We start from the raw sequence: 15,780 nt of genomic DNA, 5'->3' as shown, positions 1-15,780 counted from the left end.
CCTATTTGATCTTTGCCAGTTCCTTCAGCAGGCCTTTGCGCACCTGGGCCTGCGAGCGATAGAGCTTGGCGCCACGCTCGGCCGCATCCATCGCCTTGAGCATCGCCATCTCGGCCTTCTCGATGAAACCGACATCCTTGCTGAGGAACCCGTCCAGCGTCTTCAGCAGGGCCTGCACCTTCTTCATCCGCTTCTGGACCTCGGTGACGATCCGTTTCGCGTCCGCCACCTCGTCGCTGTCCATCTTCAGGGCAATGAGGCCGGTGGCCGCGCCGCCCAGCTTGGCGAATTTCGGTTTGACCTGCTTGGGCAGGCCGATGGTGTCGCCGACGGCATTGTTCAGCGACCCCATGGCGCCGGGACTGCCCGGCCCGAGCTGCGAATCGATGATCGTCTGCACCGTGAAGGTCCCGACCGCGATGGCGATCCCCGCCCCCAGCCCGACCGCCGGGATGCAGAGCGACACGGCGGTGATGCCGACGTTGATGATCCGCTGCGCCTCGGCGCCCTTCACGTCCTTCTTGGCCTTCTTGAGCAGTGCCTCAAGCGCCTTAAGCTCGACCAGAAGCTCCTTGAACTTCTCGCGCATCTTCTTGGTGATCTCGATCACCAGCTTCAGCAGCGCCGCAACCAGCTCGGCGACCTTGGCGCCGATATAGGCCGAATAGCGCACGTTCTGTGCTTCGAGCACTTCCAGCGTCAGGATGTATTTGCTGTAGGCGGCCATGGCGGCCTTGCCGTCGCGCGCCTTGCCGAAGGTGATGCTGTTCACCTCCTGGTTGAACACGCCCCATGCCTTGTCGAGCGCGGTGCCGTCCTTCTTGTATTGCGAGACCATCGCCGGCGGATAGGTCTTCAGCAGCTTGACGTTGGCATCGAGCGTGTCGAGCGCGGCCTCGGCATCCGTATCCACCTGCTCGAGATATTTCTGCACCACCCGGCTTTCGATGATCGCCTTTGCCGTTTCCAGGTCCATGGGTCGTGCCTCTCTTGTGAATTCGATGAATCGGTCCGTCAGGTATTCTTGAGAAAATCGTCTCGATTACCCTAGGGAATGTGGCGGCCCCGGGTAAGGTCTAGAATTCCCTACCAGCCACGATGCCCTGCCAGGCCCCGGATCGCGCGCCGCCCGACAGCCGTCAGCCATGCATCAGGCGCATGACGGCATTGCTGACTGTTTGGGAGGAATCGCTTGATCTGACCCGACCGCGCCCATAAATCCCTCATCGAAGCCGCTGGTTGAGGAAACTCTAGGCGGTTTCATACCTCCCTGTTGGACTTTGGCCGAGCTTCATGCTCGGCCTTTTTTTTGACCCGGGCGGGATGTTGAATGGATTTTCGCCGGCGATGCGGCCAGACTCCGGGCCGGGCCGGAGAACGGAGGCAAGATGCAGGACTGGTGGCGTGGCGCGGTGATCTATCAGGTCTATCCGCGGTCGTTTCAGGATGACAACGGCGACGGGGTCGGCGATCTGCCGGGGATCACCCGGCGGCTCGACCATATCGCGGCGCTTGGCGCCGATGCGGTCTGGCTCAGCCCGGTCTTTACCTCGCCGATGGCCGACATGGGCTATGACGTGTCGGATTATCGCGACATCGACCCGCTGTTCGGCACCCTGGCCGATTTCGACGCGCTGCTGGACCGCGCCCATGCCCTGGGGCTGAAGGTCATCATCGACCAGGTGATCAGCCATTCGTCGGACCAGCACCCCTGGTTCGTCGAAAGCCGCGCCAGCCGCGACAATCCGAAGGCCGACTGGTATGTCTGGGCCGATCCCGGCGCCGACGGGATGCCGCCGAACAACTGGCCCTCGGTCTTCGGCGGATCGGCCTGGGAATGGGAGCCGCGGCGGCGGCAGTACTACCTGCACAACTTCCTGGCCAGCCAGCCCGACCTCAACTTCCACAACCGGGACGTGCAGGACGCGATGATCGCGGCGATGCGCTTCTGGCTGGATCGGGGCGTCGACGGATTCCGGCTGGATACGGTGAACTATTTTTTCCACGATCCTGAGCTGCGCCCGAACCCGCCCGCCAGGCGCGACGATCCGCTGCCGGCGGTGAACCCCTACGACATGCAGGAGCATGTCTATTCCAAGAGCCGGCCCGAGAACATCGCCTTCCTGCAACGGCTCCGGGCGCTGACCGATTCATATGCCGACCGCGCCATGGTGGGCGAGATCGGCGATGACGCCCGCCGCTCGGTCGGGATCATGGCCGAGTACACCAAGGGCGACGACCGGCTGCACATGGCCTACAGTTTCGACATGCTGGGGCCCGAGTTCACGGCGCGGCATTTCCGCAGCCGGATCGAGACTTTCTTCGACGCGGCCCCGGACGGCTGGCCCTGCTGGTCGTTCTCGAACCATGACGTGCCGCGCCATGTCAGCCGCTGGGCCGGCCACGGAACCTCCGAGGACGCGGTGGCGCGGCTGGCGATCGCGATGCTGGCCTCCTTCGAGGGCACGATCGGTCTCTATCAGGGCGAAGAGCTGGGCCAGACCGAGACCGATATCCTCTACGACGAGTTGACCGACCCGCCGGGCTTCAAGTTCTGGCCCGACTACAAGGGCCGCGACGGCTGCCGGACCCCGATGGTCTGGGACGGCTCGGCCAGCGGCGGGTTCACCAGCGGGACGCCCTGGCTGCCCATCAAGCCGCCGCAGCTGGCGCGCAACGTGGCGGCGCAGGAGGCGGCGAATGACTCGGTTCTGGCCGCCTATCGCGCGACGCTGGCCTTCCGGCGCGGGTCCGAGGCGCTGCGCCGCGGCGGCACCCGGTTCCTCGACCTGCCCGAACCGGTGCTGGGCTTTCACCGCGAGGCGGACGGCCAACGGCTGACCTGCCTGTTCAACCTCTCGCCCCGGCCGCAGCGGCTGCGGATCGCCGGCGCGGCCGAACTGGCCGGCCCCGGCCGCGCCAGCCTGTCCGATGGCGTCCTGGCGCTGCCCGGCAGCGGCCATGCCTGGCTGCAAGGCACGGGGCCGCACGCCCCAGAGGTGACCATGGCCTGAGCCGCCCCGGTCCGGCGCCGACCGGCAAAGTGGCTTGGCGATGCCCCCCTGCTTGCGATACTGAGACAGGGCGCAGACGATTTCCGAGCCTTGAAAGGACATTTTCCAGATGCGTCGCATTCTTCTTGCCCTCGGGGCCCTGGCGATTTCGGCCAGCGCATTTGCCGCCCCGGCCCAAGCCGCCCGCTGCGGCAACAATGCCGCCGGGTTCAATGCCTGGAAGGCCGATTTCGCCGCCGAGGCCCGGGCCCGGGGGGTCGGCAAGCGCGGGCTGCAGGCCCTGGCCGGGGCCCGCTATTCCAGCAAGACCATCCATGCCGACCGCAACCAGAAGGGCGTCAGATACGAGCTCGACGACTTCATCCGGATCCGGCTCGGCTCGCTGGACGGCTTCGCCAATGGCGCCCGCAAGCGCAAGGCCCGCAGCCCGGCTTTCTACGACAGTCTCGAACGCGCCTATGGCGTGCCCGCGGGGGTGCTGCTGGCGATCCACGGGATGGAGACCGGCTTCGGCGCCAACATGGGCTCGGTGCCGGTGGTCTCGTCGATCCTGACCGTGGCCTATGACTGCCGCCGCAGCGATTTCTTCACCCCGCATGCCCTGGCGGCGCTGGTGATGGTCGATCGCGGCATGCTCTCGCCCGATCAGCTCGGCGCCTTCCATGGCGAACTGGGCCACACCCAGTTCCTGCCCGGCAATGCCCTGCGCTACGGGGTCGATGCCGATGGCGACGGCAAGGTGAATTTCTACGATCAGGCCGACGCCCTGGCCTCGACCGCCAACTACCTGCGCAAGAAGGGCTGGAAGCCCGGCGCCGGCTATCAGCAGGGCGAGCCGAACTTCAAGGTGCTGAACGAATGGAACGCGGCCACGGTCTATCAGCAGGCGATCGCGCTGGCCGCGGCGCGGATCGACCGCTGATGGCAGAGGCACCGGCCACCCATCCCGCGCCCGCCGGCATCGACATCGCCCGGATGGAGGCCAGCGCCGCCCGCGCCGCAGCGCTGCTGAAGGCGCTGGCGCATCCGCAGCGGCTGATGCTCCTGTGCCATCTCGGCCAGGGCGAGCGCAACGTGACCGAACTGGAAGCCCTGCTCGACGCCCGCCAGGCCGCCGTCTCGCAGCAGCTGGCGCGGCTGCGCGAGGAAGGGCTGGTCCAGGCGCGGCGCGACGGCAAGGCGGTGTATTACGCCCTGGCCGACGACAATGTCCGCCGGGTGATCGCCACCCTCTACGAGCTCTATTGCGCGCCCTGCTGAGCCGCCGCAGCCGGGTGCCGCACCGGCTTTACCTTGAAAATATCCCGGGGGGTCCGGGGGGCAGAGCCCCCCGCGGATCGGCCCGGGCGCAGCCCGGGACGAAACCTAGCCCCGCATCCGGCTGCCATCCGGGTCGAACAGCGGCCGGGTCTGCACCACGGCCCTGCGGCGCTGGCCGAGGATCTCGATGGTGAACTCCGCCCCTTCGGCAATCCGCGCCCGCGGCAGGAACCCCAGGGCCACCGATTTCCCGGCCCAATGCGCGTAGCCGCCCGAGGTGCAGAAACCCAGCACCTCCTCGCCGTCGAAGATCGGCTCGTCGGCCACCACGTCGCCGTCATCGGCATCGACGATGAAGGTCGTCAGCCGGCGGTCCGGCGGAGTCTCGCGCTGCCTCAGTACCGCGTCGCGGCCGATGAAGTCGTTCTTCTTCCAGGCGATGAACCGGTCCAGCCCGGTTTCGGCCGGCGTGTAGTCGGGCCGGTATTCCCGCATCCAGCTGCCGAAGCTCTTCTCCAGCCGCAGCGACATCATCGCCCGCATCCCGAAGGGCTTCATCCCGAAGGGCGCCCCGGCCTCGGCCAGCAGGTGATAGAGCGCCACCTGATGGTCCCTGGCGCAATAGATCTCGTAGCCCAGATCGCCGGTATAGCTGACCCGCGCCACCGTCACCGGCACATGCCCGATCGACATCTGCCGGACATGCAGGAAGGGGAAGGCCGCGTTCGAGACATCCGCCCCGGTGGCCGCCGCCAGCACCTCCCTGGCATGTTTGCCGGCGATCTGGAAGCCGAGCCGTTCCTTCGAGACGTTGCGGATCGAGACGCCCTTGTCCTGATGCGCCCAGAACCAGCGCAGGTGGAAATTCTGCGCCGAATAGCTGGCGGTGAGCTGCACCTGCTCCTCGCCCAGCCGGGCCATGGTGAAATCGCCGATGATCGCGCCCGAGGGCGACAGCATTGGGGTCAGCGCGATGCGGCCCTGCTCCGGCACCCGGTTGGCCATGATCCGGTTCAGCCAGCCGACCGCCTCCGGCCCCTCGACCAGGTATTTGCCGAAATTGTGGATCTCGTTGATCCCGACCGCCTCGCGCACCGCCCGGCATTCGTCACCGGTCGGGCCGAAGGCGTTCGAGCGGCGGAAGGTGCCGGTCTCGAGCCGGGGTTCGCCCTCGGGCGCGAAATAGTTGACATGCTCCATGCCGTAGCCCTGGCCCCAGACCGCGCGCTGCGCCTCCCAGATGCCCCAGGCCGGCGTCGTTTCCAGCGGCCGGCCTGCCGGGAGTTCCTCGTTCGGATAGGTGATCGAGAACCGGCGCTGGTAGTTCTCGGTGACTTTCAGCCGGGTCCAGTCCGGCCCGGTCCAGTCGCCGAAACGGGCGACGTCCATCGCGTAGACATCGTTCTCGGCCTCGCCATGCACCATCCATTCCGACAGCGCCTTGCCGACCCCGCCGCCCTGGCTGAACCCTGCCATGACCGCGCAGGCCGACCAGAGCCCGGGCTTGCCCGGCACCGGCCCGACCAGCGGATTGCCGTCGGGGGCAAAGGTGAACGGCCCGTTGATGATCTTCTTCATCCCGGCCCGGGCCAGCACCGGATAGCGCCTGAACGCGGCCTCCAGCGGTTCCGCCACCCGGTCCAGATCGTTGTTCAGCAACTCGTGGCCGAAATCCCAGGGGGTGCCGTCGACCGCCCAGGGCACCGCCTTCTGTTCATAGATGCCGATGCAGAGCCCGCGCCCCTCCTGGCGCAGATAGGTCTCGCCGCCCGGGTCCATCATATGCGGCAGCTCGGAACCGTGGTTGTAGACCTCGGGCAGGTCGTCGGTGAGGAAATACTGGTGCTCCATCGGATGCAGCGGCAGATAGACCCCGGCCATCCGCCCGACCTCGCGGGCCCAGAGCCCGGCCGCGTTGACGACATGCTCGGCCTTCACCGTGCCCTGTTCGGTGATCACGTCCCAACCCTCGGCGGTCTGGGTCAGGCCCGTCACCCGGTTGCGCAGCACGATCGTCGCGCCGCCCTTGCGCGCCGCCGCGGCATAGGCATGGGTGGTGCCGGAAGGGTCGAGATGGCCATCGAGCGGATCGTAGAGCCCGCCGATCACCCCGGTCACATCGGTGATCGGCGACAGTTTCGAGATTTCCTCGGGCCCGATGATCTCGGTATCCAGCCCCATGTAGCGGTGCTTGGCCCGTTCGGCGGTCAGATAGTCCATCCGGTCGCGGGTGGTGGCGATGGTCACCCCGCCGACATGGTGCAGCCCGCAGGAAAGGCCGGTCAATTCCTCGAGTTCCCGGTAGAGCCGGATCGTGTAGCCCTGCAGGGCGGCCATGTTGGTGTCGGAGTTCAGCGTGTGAAACCCGCCCGCCGCGTGCCAGGTGCTGCCACTGGTCAGTTCCGAACGTTCGATCAGCATCACGTCGGACCAGCCCAGCTTGGTCAGGTGGTAGAGCACCGAACAGCCCACCACCCCGCCACCGATCACCACCACACGCGCTGTCGTCTGCATCGTCCTACTCCGTTCCTTGCCTGTTCCGGCCGGGCCAGAGCCCGGCCATTCCGGCGCCTTCCGACGCCGTCCAATTCGTCCCGCCGCCACCGCGGAGACCCTCCCCCGGGGCCTGCGCCCGCCTCATTCCTCGGCCCCATGCGCCCGCAGCCGGCGGCGCAGCTCGGCCGCCTCGGACGCCCCGGCATCCAGCGCCCAGACATAGGCCTGGGTCCAGAAGAAACAGGCCGCCGCCGCGCGCCCCGAGGCCGCCCGCAAATCGCCCGCCCGGGCGTAGAGCCGCATCAGCGCCACCTTGTCGGCGGCGGCATGGGCGGCCAGCAACGCGTCATCCAGATCATCGGGCATCCGTCATGTCGCCCTCGGTCAACCGCGACGCCACCCATTTGTGAAACAGATGCGTCGGCCCGTCCATCGCCGGGCTGAACCTGCCGCCGTCGAAATAGGGCCCGCGCCGGCCCTTCTGCATCCCCTCGACAACGAAGATGTCCTCGGCAAAGACGTTCTTCCATAGCTCGGCATTCCGGGCCCGCAGCGCCGCGAATTCCGGCTCCAGCGCCTCTGGTTGGGCATAGTAGAGCTCGACGCGCTCGACGGTGCGGTCCTTGGCCACGGGGTCGAGGATGATCGCGAAGGCATGGTCCCGATGGGTGCCGAACAGCACATTGGGATAGAGCGCGACATATTCGGCCGCGGTATCCCATCTTCCGGACAATCCGTCGAAATCGGGAAAGCGCCGCGCCCCCTCCCCGGCCAGCTGTCGATAGACCGAGGTGCCCTGCCCCGAGAAGCAGCCTGGCTCTTCGATGTGATAGTGATCCTCCAGCCGCGAATAGCTGTTCAGGCCCGGGTGCACCCAGGGCAGGTGATAGCTTTCGCAATAGTTCTCGACCGCCAGCTTCCAGTTGCAGGCGGCATCGAAGGCAAAGCTGCTGTCGGCGCCCGCGTGATACAGCGGCTTGCCCTCGAAATCGGACCAGCGCCGGATCGCCTCGGCGGCATGCCTCGCGAACTCCGGCGCGGTCCCGGTGACATTGACGAAGATCACGTCGCGCCAGACATGGGAACGGATCTCGATCAGGCCGAGCCCGTCACGCTCGATCCCCGGCGCCGTGTTCCGCCCCGGCCCGCCGACATGCGGCGTGGTGACGAGCCGACCCTCCAGCGAGTAGCACCAGGAATGATAGGGGCAGCGGATCACCCCGCCGAGCTTCTTCGGGGACTCGACCAGGATCATGCCGCGATGCCGGCAGGTGTTCTGGAACACCTTCACCGCCCCGGCCCGGGTCCGCAGGGCGAGCAAGGGAATGCCCAGAAACTCGATCGGCCTGGCATCTCCCGGCTCGGGGATGTCCTTGGCAAAGCCGATGCCGGACCAGTTGTCGAACAGCAGCCGCCGGCGTTCCAGCGCAAAGGTCGCATCGTCGGTGTAATGCGCATTCGGCAATCCGCGGGCCGCCGCCAGCGGGGTCAGAACGTCGCTCAGGTCTTGCAATGCCATGGCCGAACCCTCCGGCCGGACCCTTCCGGCCTGGGGTCAGGATGCCCCCCGCATCGGGGCGCCGGCATCGACATCCCCGACACCGGATGTCGCAAGCGCGACATCGGGCGCCACCGCCCGGCAAATCCCGGCCGGCAGAACGGCGGGCCGGCGCCGGATTTCGGCGGCGGTTCCCCGGATGCTCTGGACCTCGGCGGCGCCTTCTGCGACGTCTGTCCCATGTGGCGCGAACCAGGAAAACGGCTTGCCGGACGGAGGCACGCGGTCGATGGCCGTGCGGTCGGGCGATGCCGGACGCCGTGCAGCGGTCTTCGCCGGTGACCGGTCCCGACCCCGAAACCCCGCTGGGCTTCACCCCCGGCCCCGAGACGGTGCATGACTTCCGCCATGCGCTCGGCCGCTTTGCGACCGGGGTCACGGTGGTGACAGCGCAGGGCGCCAAGGGTCCGGTCGGGATCACCGCCAACAGTTTCGCCTCGGTGTCGCTCGACCCGCCGCTGGTGCTCTGGTCGCCGGCCCGCGCCTCGCGCCGGTTCGAGGTCTTCGCCGGGGCGGCGGGCTATGCGATCCATATCCTGGATGCGGAGCAAGCCGATCTTTGCCGCCATTTCGTCCGCCACGGCCACGCCCCCGAGGGCATGGTCTGGGGCAAGGGAGAGGGCGGGTTGCCGGTTCTGCCCGACTGTCTGGCCCGGTTCGACTGTCGCGCCGAAGCCGCACATGACGGCGGCGACCACCTGATTCTGGTCGGCCGCGTCACCCGCGCGGTGGTGCGCGAGGGTGCGCCACTCGTCTTTCTGGGCGGCCATTATGGCAGTTTTCGGGCCTGAGGGATGACAAGTGCCGTCATGAAACCGGTCCTCTCCAGGTTTTGATTGTCAGGGGGGCCGGGACGGGCAAGGTTCGGTCAACCAGTGAAGGGAGACCAAGACATGATCCGCAATGCAATCGCCGCGCTCGCCATTCTTGCAGGCGCCTTCCAGCCCGAACCGGCCGCCGCACAGAGCTTCGATCCCACGGGCAACTGGTCCTGTTCGCTCGGGCTCTACGAGCAGGGCCTGCAACCCTATGGCTATGAAGCCGAACTGGTCGTGAACCCGGACGGCGGCCTCTATGCTCGCGGCGCCGTCTACAACCCGAACCTGCAGAACTCGGTCCAGCCCTTCGAGGGCCCCGGCGACTGGATCGCCGGACCGACCGAAAACGGCATGTGGGTCCGGCTGCGGATTCACACCCGCGGGACGCATGGCATCCTGGTCTTCGAGGGCGCGCCGACCGGGCCGGGCACGATCTATCGCCAGTCGCAGGGCCAGAACCCCGGCAGCGGCGCCTTCTACACCGCCGAGATGCAATGCACCCGTATGGGCTGATCCGGCGCGGCAAATCGGCTCTGGGACTGGCGGGCGAAACCGCCTAGTTCTGGCCCATGCTGAAGATACGCGATCTGCGGAAGAGTTTCGACGCGGCGGGGGATGGCCCCGCCGAGGCACGTCTGCAGGTTCTCGACGGGGTGGCGCTCGACCTGGCCGAGGGCGAGACGCTGGCGCTGCGCGGCGAAAGCGGCTCGGGCAAATCCACGCTGCTGCATGTGATCGGGGCGCTGGAACCCGCCGACAGCGGCTCGGTCCAGCTCGACGGCATCGAGGTGACAGCGCTGAACGAACCGCAGGCGGCGCGGTTTCGCCGCACCACCGTGGGGCTGGTGTTCCAGCAGTTCAACCTGATCCCCTCGCTGAGCGTTGCCGACAACATCGCCTTTCACGCCCGGCTGGCCGGGCGGTCGCCGAGCCCCGAGGCGCTGGCCGGGCTGGCCGAGCGGCTGGGCATCGCGGCGCAGCTGGGGAAGTTCCCCGAGGCACTGTCGGGCGGCCAGCAGCAGCGCGCGGCGCTGGCCCGGACACTGGCGGCGCGGCCCCGGCTGATCCTTGCCGACGAGCCGACCGGCAATCTCGACGAGGCAACCGGCGACGCGGTCCTGACCGTGATGCTGGAACTGACCGCCGAGATCGGCGCCGGGCTGCTGATGGTCACCCATTCCAGCCGGCTGGCGGCGCGGCTGGACCGCGAGCTGGTGCTCTCGAAGGGCCGGATCGCATGAGGCCCCTGCGGCCCCTGCCCCGGCGGCCTGCCTGATGATCGGCGCGGCGTTCCGGGCCCTGGTCTCGCACTGGCGGCGGCGTCGGCTGCAACTGGCGGCGCTGATCACCGGCCTGGCGCTGGCGACGGCGCTCTGGACCGGCGTGCAGGCGATCAACGCCGAGGCCCGCGCCAGCTATGCCAGGGCGGCCGGAGAGGTTCAGGTCGCGGCGCTGCCGCAGATCACCCGGGCGGGCGGCGTGACGATGGAGGATTTCTACACGCTGCGGGCCGGGGGCTGGCTGGTGACGCCGGTGGTCGAGGGCCGGGTGCAGATCGGGGACCGCAGCCTGCGGCTGCTGGGGCTCGATCCGCTGACCGCCCCCGCGGCGCTGCGCCCCGCCGCGATGACGCCGGAGACCCTGAGCCGCCTGCCCGTTGCCAATGGCACCGCCACGCCGGCCACCGCGCCGCGCTATGCCGCGCCCGACATCGCCGCCGAGATCGGGGCCATCGCCGCCCCCGGCCTGCCGCCGGGCCTGCTGGTGACCGAGGTGACGGCCGCGGCGGAGATGCTGGGCCGGCCCGGCCGGCTGTCGCGGCTGACCCTGCTGCCCGAGCAGCCGCTGCGCCAGGCCGCACTGGCCGACCTCGGCCCCTACAGCCTGTCGCCGGCCGCAGAATCCACCGATCTGGGCCGGCTCACCGAGAGCTTCCATCTCAACCTGACCGCCTTCGGCTTCCTGGCCTTTGCGGTCGGGCTGTTCGTCGTGCATGGCACGATCGGCCTGGCCTTCGAGGAACGGCGCCCGATGATCCGCACCCTGCGCGCCCTGGGCCTGCCGCTGCGGCTTCTGGCGGCGCTGCTGGCCGCCGAGCTGACCGTTCTGGCGCTGATCGGCGGCGGCATCGGCGTGGTGCTGGGCGGCTGGATCGCGGCGCAGCTTCTGCCCGATGTCGCCTCCAGCCTGCGCGGGCTCTATGGCGCCGAGGTCTCGGGCAGCCTGACGATACGCCCGGTCTGGTGGCTGGCCGGGCTGGGCATGGCTCTGGGCGGCACCTGGGTGGCGGGTGCCGGGGCGCTGCTGCAACTGGCGCGGCTGCCGCTGCTGGCCCCGGCCCGGCCAAGGGCCTGGGCCCGCGCCGGCCGGCGGCTGGCGCGACTGGGCGCCCTGGCAGGGCTGGTGCTGCTGGCCGTCGCCGCACTGGCCCTGGGGGTCGCGCCGGGGCTGGGCGCCGGGCTGCTCTGGGGCTTTGCCGGGCTGGCGGCGCTGCTGCTGGGCGCCGCGGCGCTGTTGCCCTTCCTGCTGAGCCGGGCGCTGGCCCTGGGGGCCCGGCTGGCCCGCCGCCCGCTCGCGCAATGGGCCTGGGCCGACACCGGACAGCAGCTTCCCGGTCTCAGCCTGGCGTTGATGGCGCTGATGCTGGCCCTGGCGGCCAATATCGGCGTCTCCACCATGGTCGGCTCGTTCCGGCAGACCTTCCTCGGCTGGCTCGACCAGAGGCTTGCCGCCGATCTCTATGTCATCGCCCGGGACGACGCCGAGGCGGAACGGCTGGAGGCCTGGCTGGAACCGCGGGTCGAGGCGGTCCTGCCGGTCTGGCGCATTGCCGCAACCGCCGAGGGCGCTGCCGTCTCGCTCTACGGGTTCCGCGACGATCCGATCTATCGCCAGAGCTGGCCGCTGCTCTCGGCGCTGCCCGAGGTCTGGACCCGCGCGGCAAGGGGCGAGGGCGTGCTGATCAACGAGCAGCTGGCCCGGCGACTGGACAAGGCGCCGGGCGCCTCCCTGTCGCTGCCGGGATGGGAGACCCGGGTGCTTGGGGTCTATTCCGACTATGGCAACCCGAACGGCCAGGTGATGATGGCGCTGGACCGGCTGGTGACGCTCTACCCCGGCGCCGACCGGCGGCGCTTCGGCCTGCGGCTGGCCCCCGGCACCGCGCCGGCGCTGCGCAAGGCGCTGACCGAGACCTTCGATCTGCCGCCCGGCGTCGTCACCGATCAGGCGACGCAGAAGGCCGCCGCACGGGGCGTGTTCGAGCGGACCTTCCTGGTCACGGGCGCGCTCAACGCGCTGACGCTGGCGGTGGCGGGATTTGCCATGCTGACCGCGCTGACCACGCTGTCGGGGATGCGGTTGCCGCAACTGGCGCCGGTCTGGGCCATGGGGATGGGACGGCGCCAGCTGGCGGCGCTCGAGGTGCTCCGCGCCCTCGGCCTGGCGGCCCTGACCTTCTGCATGGCGCTGCCGGTGGGGCTGGCCCTGGCCTGGGCGCTGCTGGCGGTGATCAATGTGCAGGCCTTCGGCTGGCGGCTGCCGATGTTCCTCTATCCCGCCGACCTGGCGCGGTTGTTCCTTTGGGCCATGCTGGCGGCCGGGCTGGCCGCCACCCTGCCCGCCCTGCGCCTGGCCCGCCGCCCGGTCGCCGATCTGCTGAGGGTCTTTGCCGGTGAGCGCTGATCGTTCCTTCCCGCGACCGGGCCGGCCGACGCGCCGGGCGCTGCTGGCCTCGGGGCTGGGCCTGTTGCTGGCACAACGGCTTCAGGCGCAGGGCTTTGCCGGATTGGGACAGGGCGGCACCGGCTTTGCCCTGCCCGATCCCGGCTATCGGCTGCGCTTTCCCCGCGACCACGCCGCGCATCCCGGCTTTCGCATCGAATGGTGGTATCTGACCGCCAACCTCACCGACCCGCAGGGCCGCGACTGGGGCGCGCAATGGACGCTGTTCCGCTCGGCACTGGACCCGGAGGAGCCGCGGGCACAGGCCTGGATGGGCCATGCCGCCCTGGCCAGTCCCGAAGGGCATCTGAGCGCCGAACGCCTCGCCCGCCCCGGTCAGGCCGGGGTGCGCCTGACCGAAGCACCGACGCGGCTCGAGGCCCGGATCGACGAATGGCGGCTGACCGGCGATCCCGAGACCCGGATGCGGGTCAGCGCCGGCGGCAGCGATTTCGCATTCGACCTGGGCCTGACCGCGACCGGGCCGCTGGTCCTGCAGGGGGATGCGGGCTATTCGGTCAAGTCGCCCGGGGGACAGGCAAGCCATTACTACTCGCAACCCTTCCTGAAGGCGGCGGGCGAGGTGCAGACAGGCGGCGGGGCCCTGCCGGTGACCGGCATCGCCTGGCTCGACCGCGAATGGTCCTCGGAACCGCTGGCGGCGGATCAAAGCGGCTGGGACTGGTTCTCGCTGTCGCTGGACAGCGGCGCCAAGCTGATGGGCTTCGTGCTGCGCGGCGCCAGCCGGTTTACCGCCGCCACCTGGATCGCCCCGGACGGCCGGGCCACGCCCCTGCCCGACGGCGCCTTCAGAGCCGAGCCGCTGGACTGGGCCAAGGTCGCCGGTCATCGCCTGCCGCTGCGCTGGCGGGTCCGGCTGGCCGATCCGCGCCCCGAGGTTCCGGCATTGGATCTGGAGGTGCGCGCCATCCGCCCCGACGCCTGGATGCCGATGCTGTTTCCCTATTGGGAAGGGCCGGTGCGGGTCTCGGGCAGCGCCGGCGGGATCGGCTATCTGGAGATGACCGGCTATGAATGACCCTGCCGCCGCCCTGGCCGAAGCGCTGGAGACCTGCTGGTCCCGGCTCTCCGATCTGCCCTGCGAAGCCGTTCTGGCCACGGTCGCGGAACGCGGTGCCGAAGCGCGGGTGGTGATGCTGCGCCGCGCCGACCGGGCGGCGGGAAGCGTCGGCTTTCATGCCGATCTGCAAAGCCCGAAACTGGCCGAGATTGCCCGCAGCCCCGGCGCCACCCTGCTGATCTGGGACCGCGCCGCGCGGCTGCAACTGCGGCTGCGGGTGACGCTTTCGGTGCGGACCGGGGCCGCCGATCTCTGGGCGGCGCTGCCCGATGCGGCCCGCGGCAACTATGGCACGGTGCCGCCGCCGGGCCGGCCGATCGCGGCACCGGATGCCTATGTCCGGCGGCCCGAGCTGGCCCGGTTCGGCGAGATCACCGGCCGGATCGAGGCCATCGACATGGTGCAGATGCGTGGACAGGGCGACCGCCGGGCGCTCTTCGCGCGCGACGAGGACTGGCGCGGCCGGTGGCTGGCGCCCTAGGTGCCTTTTATGAACACCTGCAGGTCCGCGACATTGGTGCCGGTCGCCCCGGTCATCAGCAGGTCGCCATCGGCCGCCAGGGCGTGATAGCTGTCCGACCGGGCCAGGGCCTGGAACGGATCGACCCCCAAAGCCCGCATCCGGCGCGCCGAGCTGGAATCGACCAGCCCTCCCGCCGCGTCGGTCGGCCCGTCGCGGCCATCGGTCCCGCCCGACAGCAGCACCCAGTCGAAGGCCAGGTCGCGGCCCAGCATCGCCACCCGCAGGGCCAGTTCCTGGTTGCGCCCCCCCAGCCCGTCGCCGGTCACCTTCACCGTGGTCTCGCCGCCGAACAGCAGCACCGCGCCCGGCTCGGCCCGTCGCGCCGCGCGCAGGATTTCCTCGGCCGCCCGATCCACCGCGCCGGTCAACCTGTCCGAGACGATCCGCGCCCCCGGTTCCGCCGCCGCCATCGCTTCAAGGCTGATCCGGTTCGAGCCGACCAGATGCAATTCCGACGGCGGCAAGGGCGGGGCCTCGGGGGCCCTGGCCGACAACAGCGCCGCCACCGGCTCGGGGATCTGATCCCAGAGCCCCGCGTCTTCCAGAACCGCACGCGCCCCGGCCCGGTCGCCGATCGGCGCCACCGTCGGGCCCGAGGCGATCACCCGCGGGTCGTCGCCGATCACGTCCGACAGCACATAGGACACCACCGGACAGCCCGCCGCCCGCAGCATCCCGCCACCCTTCAGCCGCGACAGCTGCTGGCGGACCAGGTTCATCTCGGTGATCTCCAGCCCCGAGGCCAGCATCAGCCGGTTGACCTCGGCCTTGTCGTCGAGCGTGATCCCCGCCGCCGGGGCCGGCAGCAGGGCCGAGCCTCCGCCCGAGATCAGCGCCACCAGGTGATCCGCGGGCGTCAACCCGGCCAGCATCGCCTCGACCCGCCGCGCCGCGGCCTCTCCGGCCGCGTCGGGAACCGGATGGCCCGAGATCAGCACCTCGACCCCCGGCAACGCCGCCGATCCGGCGGCCTCGGCACTGCCCTCGGTGGTCACCACCAGCGCCGATGCGGGCGGCCCCGGCAGATGCCGCAGGGCCTCGGCCATCATCCCCGGCGCCGCCTTGCCCAGGGCCAGCAGATGCACCCGCCCCCCCGGCAGCGGATGCTCCTTCAGCGCCTTGCCCAGGGCCGGTTCCGGCAACGCCGCCTGCACGCCGAGCGCGAAGAGCGCCCGCGCCTTGTCCCGCATCGCCTTCATGATCCCTCCGATTCCCCGGCCCGGCCGCGCCCGGCTCAACCGATTCTTAAACCTTCGGCGGCAGAACCCTGGGCATCCGCCCGCTGCGACGGGTCCGCCGCGCCCGGC

At 69.8% G+C, this 15,780-nt stretch carries 14 protein-coding genes; 9 read left to right on the top strand and 5 right to left on the bottom strand.

The features are described from left to right. Position 1 precedes the first annotated feature (1 nt). Entirely contained in the window at positions 2–976 is a 975-nt protein-coding gene (locus NUW50_RS12180) for a hypothetical protein (protein ID WP_258289410.1), read from the bottom strand. Positions 977–1,388: 412 nt separating this feature from the next. Here NUW50_RS12180 and NUW50_RS12175 point away from each other — a divergent pair, with 412 nt between their 5' ends. The 3 genes from NUW50_RS12175 (at position 1,389) to NUW50_RS12165 (ending at position 4,274) form a co-directional block, all read left to right on the top strand. Next, positions 1,389–3,014 (top strand): alpha-glucosidase, encoded by a 1,626-nt coding sequence (locus NUW50_RS12175; protein ID WP_258289409.1) that lies wholly within the window; start codon positions 1,389–1,391, stop codon positions 3,012–3,014. 109 nt (positions 3,015–3,123) lie between these two features. Next, positions 3,124–3,936 (top strand): lytic murein transglycosylase, encoded by an 813-nt coding sequence (locus NUW50_RS12170; RefSeq protein WP_258289408.1) that lies wholly within the window; start codon positions 3,124–3,126, stop codon positions 3,934–3,936. After that, positions 3,936–4,274 (top strand): ArsR/SmtB family transcription factor, encoded by a 339-nt coding sequence (locus NUW50_RS12165; protein WP_258289407.1) that lies wholly within the window; start codon positions 3,936–3,938, stop codon positions 4,272–4,274. The genes NUW50_RS12170 and NUW50_RS12165 overlap by 1 nt, the downstream gene beginning before the upstream one ends. Before the next feature lie 105 nt (positions 4,275–4,379). Here the strand turns inward: NUW50_RS12165 and NUW50_RS12160 are convergent, their stop codons facing one another. The 3 genes from NUW50_RS12160 to NUW50_RS12150 all read right to left on the bottom strand — a co-directional run bounded on the left by NUW50_RS12160 (position 4,380) and on the right by NUW50_RS12150 (position 8,289). Continuing rightward, complete coding sequence (locus NUW50_RS12160) at positions 4,380–6,788, bottom strand: GcvT family protein (RefSeq protein ID WP_258289406.1); 2,409 nt, start codon at positions 6,786–6,788, stop codon at positions 4,380–4,382. A 123-nt stretch (positions 6,789–6,911) separates the two neighbouring features. Further along, positions 6,912–7,136 carry a hypothetical protein gene (locus NUW50_RS12155; RefSeq protein ID WP_258289405.1) on the bottom strand — a complete coding sequence of 75 codons (225 nt, stop codon included), beginning with the start codon at positions 7,134–7,136 and terminating at the stop codon, positions 6,912–6,914. Further along, the gene (locus NUW50_RS12150) at positions 7,126–8,289 is read right to left on the bottom strand and encodes an aromatic ring-hydroxylating oxygenase subunit alpha (RefSeq protein WP_258289404.1); all 1,164 of its coding nucleotides are present in this window, start codon (positions 8,287–8,289) and stop codon (positions 7,126–7,128) included. The genes NUW50_RS12155 and NUW50_RS12150 overlap by 11 nt, the downstream gene beginning before the upstream one ends. A 317-nt stretch (positions 8,290–8,606) precedes the next feature. Between NUW50_RS12150 and NUW50_RS12145 the strand changes: the two genes are divergently transcribed. The 6 genes from NUW50_RS12145 to NUW50_RS12120 all read left to right on the top strand — a co-directional run bounded on the left by NUW50_RS12145 (position 8,607) and on the right by NUW50_RS12120 (position 14,431). Further along, complete coding sequence (locus tag NUW50_RS12145) at positions 8,607–9,119, top strand: flavin reductase family protein (RefSeq protein WP_443135110.1); 513 nt, start codon at positions 8,607–8,609, stop codon at positions 9,117–9,119. A gap of 102 nt (positions 9,120–9,221) precedes the next feature. Continuing rightward, positions 9,222–9,659 carry a hypothetical protein gene (locus NUW50_RS12140; RefSeq protein ID WP_258289403.1) on the top strand — a complete coding sequence of 146 codons (438 nt, stop codon included), beginning with the start codon at positions 9,222–9,224 and terminating at the stop codon, positions 9,657–9,659. Positions 9,660–9,715: 56 nt separating this feature from the next. After that, positions 9,716–10,387, top strand: a complete 672-nt coding sequence (locus NUW50_RS12135; RefSeq protein ID WP_258289402.1) for an ABC transporter ATP-binding protein — start codon at positions 9,716–9,718, stop codon at positions 10,385–10,387. A gap of 34 nt (positions 10,388–10,421) precedes the next feature. After that, positions 10,422–12,830, top strand: a complete 2,409-nt coding sequence (locus NUW50_RS12130; protein WP_258289401.1) for an ABC transporter permease — start codon at positions 10,422–10,424, stop codon at positions 12,828–12,830. Next, positions 12,820–13,908 (top strand): lipocalin-like domain-containing protein, encoded by a 1,089-nt coding sequence (locus tag NUW50_RS12125; RefSeq protein WP_338001358.1) that lies wholly within the window; start codon positions 12,820–12,822, stop codon positions 13,906–13,908. The genes NUW50_RS12130 and NUW50_RS12125 overlap by 11 nt, the downstream gene beginning before the upstream one ends. After that, positions 13,901–14,431 (top strand): pyridoxamine 5'-phosphate oxidase family protein, encoded by a 531-nt coding sequence (locus NUW50_RS12120; RefSeq protein WP_258289400.1) that lies wholly within the window; start codon positions 13,901–13,903, stop codon positions 14,429–14,431. Before NUW50_RS12125 ends, NUW50_RS12120 begins: the two co-directional genes overlap by 8 nt. Here NUW50_RS12120 and NUW50_RS12115 read toward each other — a convergent pair. Then, positions 14,428–15,672: a glycerate kinase type-2 family protein gene (locus NUW50_RS12115; RefSeq protein ID WP_258289399.1), complete on the bottom strand. Its 1,245-nt coding sequence runs from the start codon at positions 15,670–15,672 to the stop codon at positions 14,428–14,430. The two genes, NUW50_RS12120 and NUW50_RS12115, sit on opposite strands and share 4 nt — an antisense overlap. Between the last annotated feature and the right edge of the window lie 108 nt (positions 15,673–15,780).

Origin of the sequence: Frigidibacter sp. ROC022, assembly GCF_024723735.1 — a bacterium.
Classification (GTDB): Bacteria; Pseudomonadota; Alphaproteobacteria; order Rhodobacterales; family Rhodobacteraceae; genus SLM-1.
The sequence above is the reverse complement of the archived record's forward strand: the minus strand, read 5'-3'. Positions and strand labels throughout refer to the sequence as shown.

Bases quoted from the DNA above. Each gene is read 5' to 3' on its own strand.
- NUW50_RS12180 (WP_258289410.1), bottom strand. From the start codon at position 976: ATGGACCTGGAAACGGCAAAGGCGATCATCGAAAGCCGGGTGGTGCAG.
- NUW50_RS12175 (WP_258289409.1), top strand. From the start codon at position 1,389: ATGCAGGACTGGTGGCGTGGCGCGGTGATCTATCAGGTCTATCCGCGG.
- NUW50_RS12170 (WP_258289408.1), top strand. From the start codon at position 3,124: ATGCGTCGCATTCTTCTTGCCCTCGGGGCCCTGGCGATTTCGGCCAGC.
- NUW50_RS12165 (WP_258289407.1), top strand. From the start codon at position 3,936: ATGGCAGAGGCACCGGCCACCCATCCCGCGCCCGCCGGCATCGACATC.
- NUW50_RS12160 (WP_258289406.1), bottom strand. From the start codon at position 6,788: ATGCAGACGACAGCGCGTGTGGTGGTGATCGGTGGCGGGGTGGTGGGC.
- NUW50_RS12155 (WP_258289405.1), bottom strand. From the start codon at position 7,136: ATGCCCGATGATCTGGATGACGCGTTGCTGGCCGCCCATGCCGCCGCC.
- NUW50_RS12150 (WP_258289404.1), bottom strand. From the start codon at position 8,289: ATGGCATTGCAAGACCTGAGCGACGTTCTGACCCCGCTGGCGGCGGCC.
- NUW50_RS12140 (WP_258289403.1), top strand. From the start codon at position 9,222: ATGATCCGCAATGCAATCGCCGCGCTCGCCATTCTTGCAGGCGCCTTC.
- NUW50_RS12135 (WP_258289402.1), top strand. From the start codon at position 9,716: ATGCTGAAGATACGCGATCTGCGGAAGAGTTTCGACGCGGCGGGGGAT.
- NUW50_RS12130 (WP_258289401.1), top strand. From the start codon at position 10,422: ATGATCGGCGCGGCGTTCCGGGCCCTGGTCTCGCACTGGCGGCGGCGT.
- NUW50_RS12120 (WP_258289400.1), top strand. From the start codon at position 13,901: ATGAATGACCCTGCCGCCGCCCTGGCCGAAGCGCTGGAGACCTGCTGG.
- NUW50_RS12115 (WP_258289399.1), bottom strand. From the start codon at position 15,672: ATGAAGGCGATGCGGGACAAGGCGCGGGCGCTCTTCGCGCTCGGCGTG.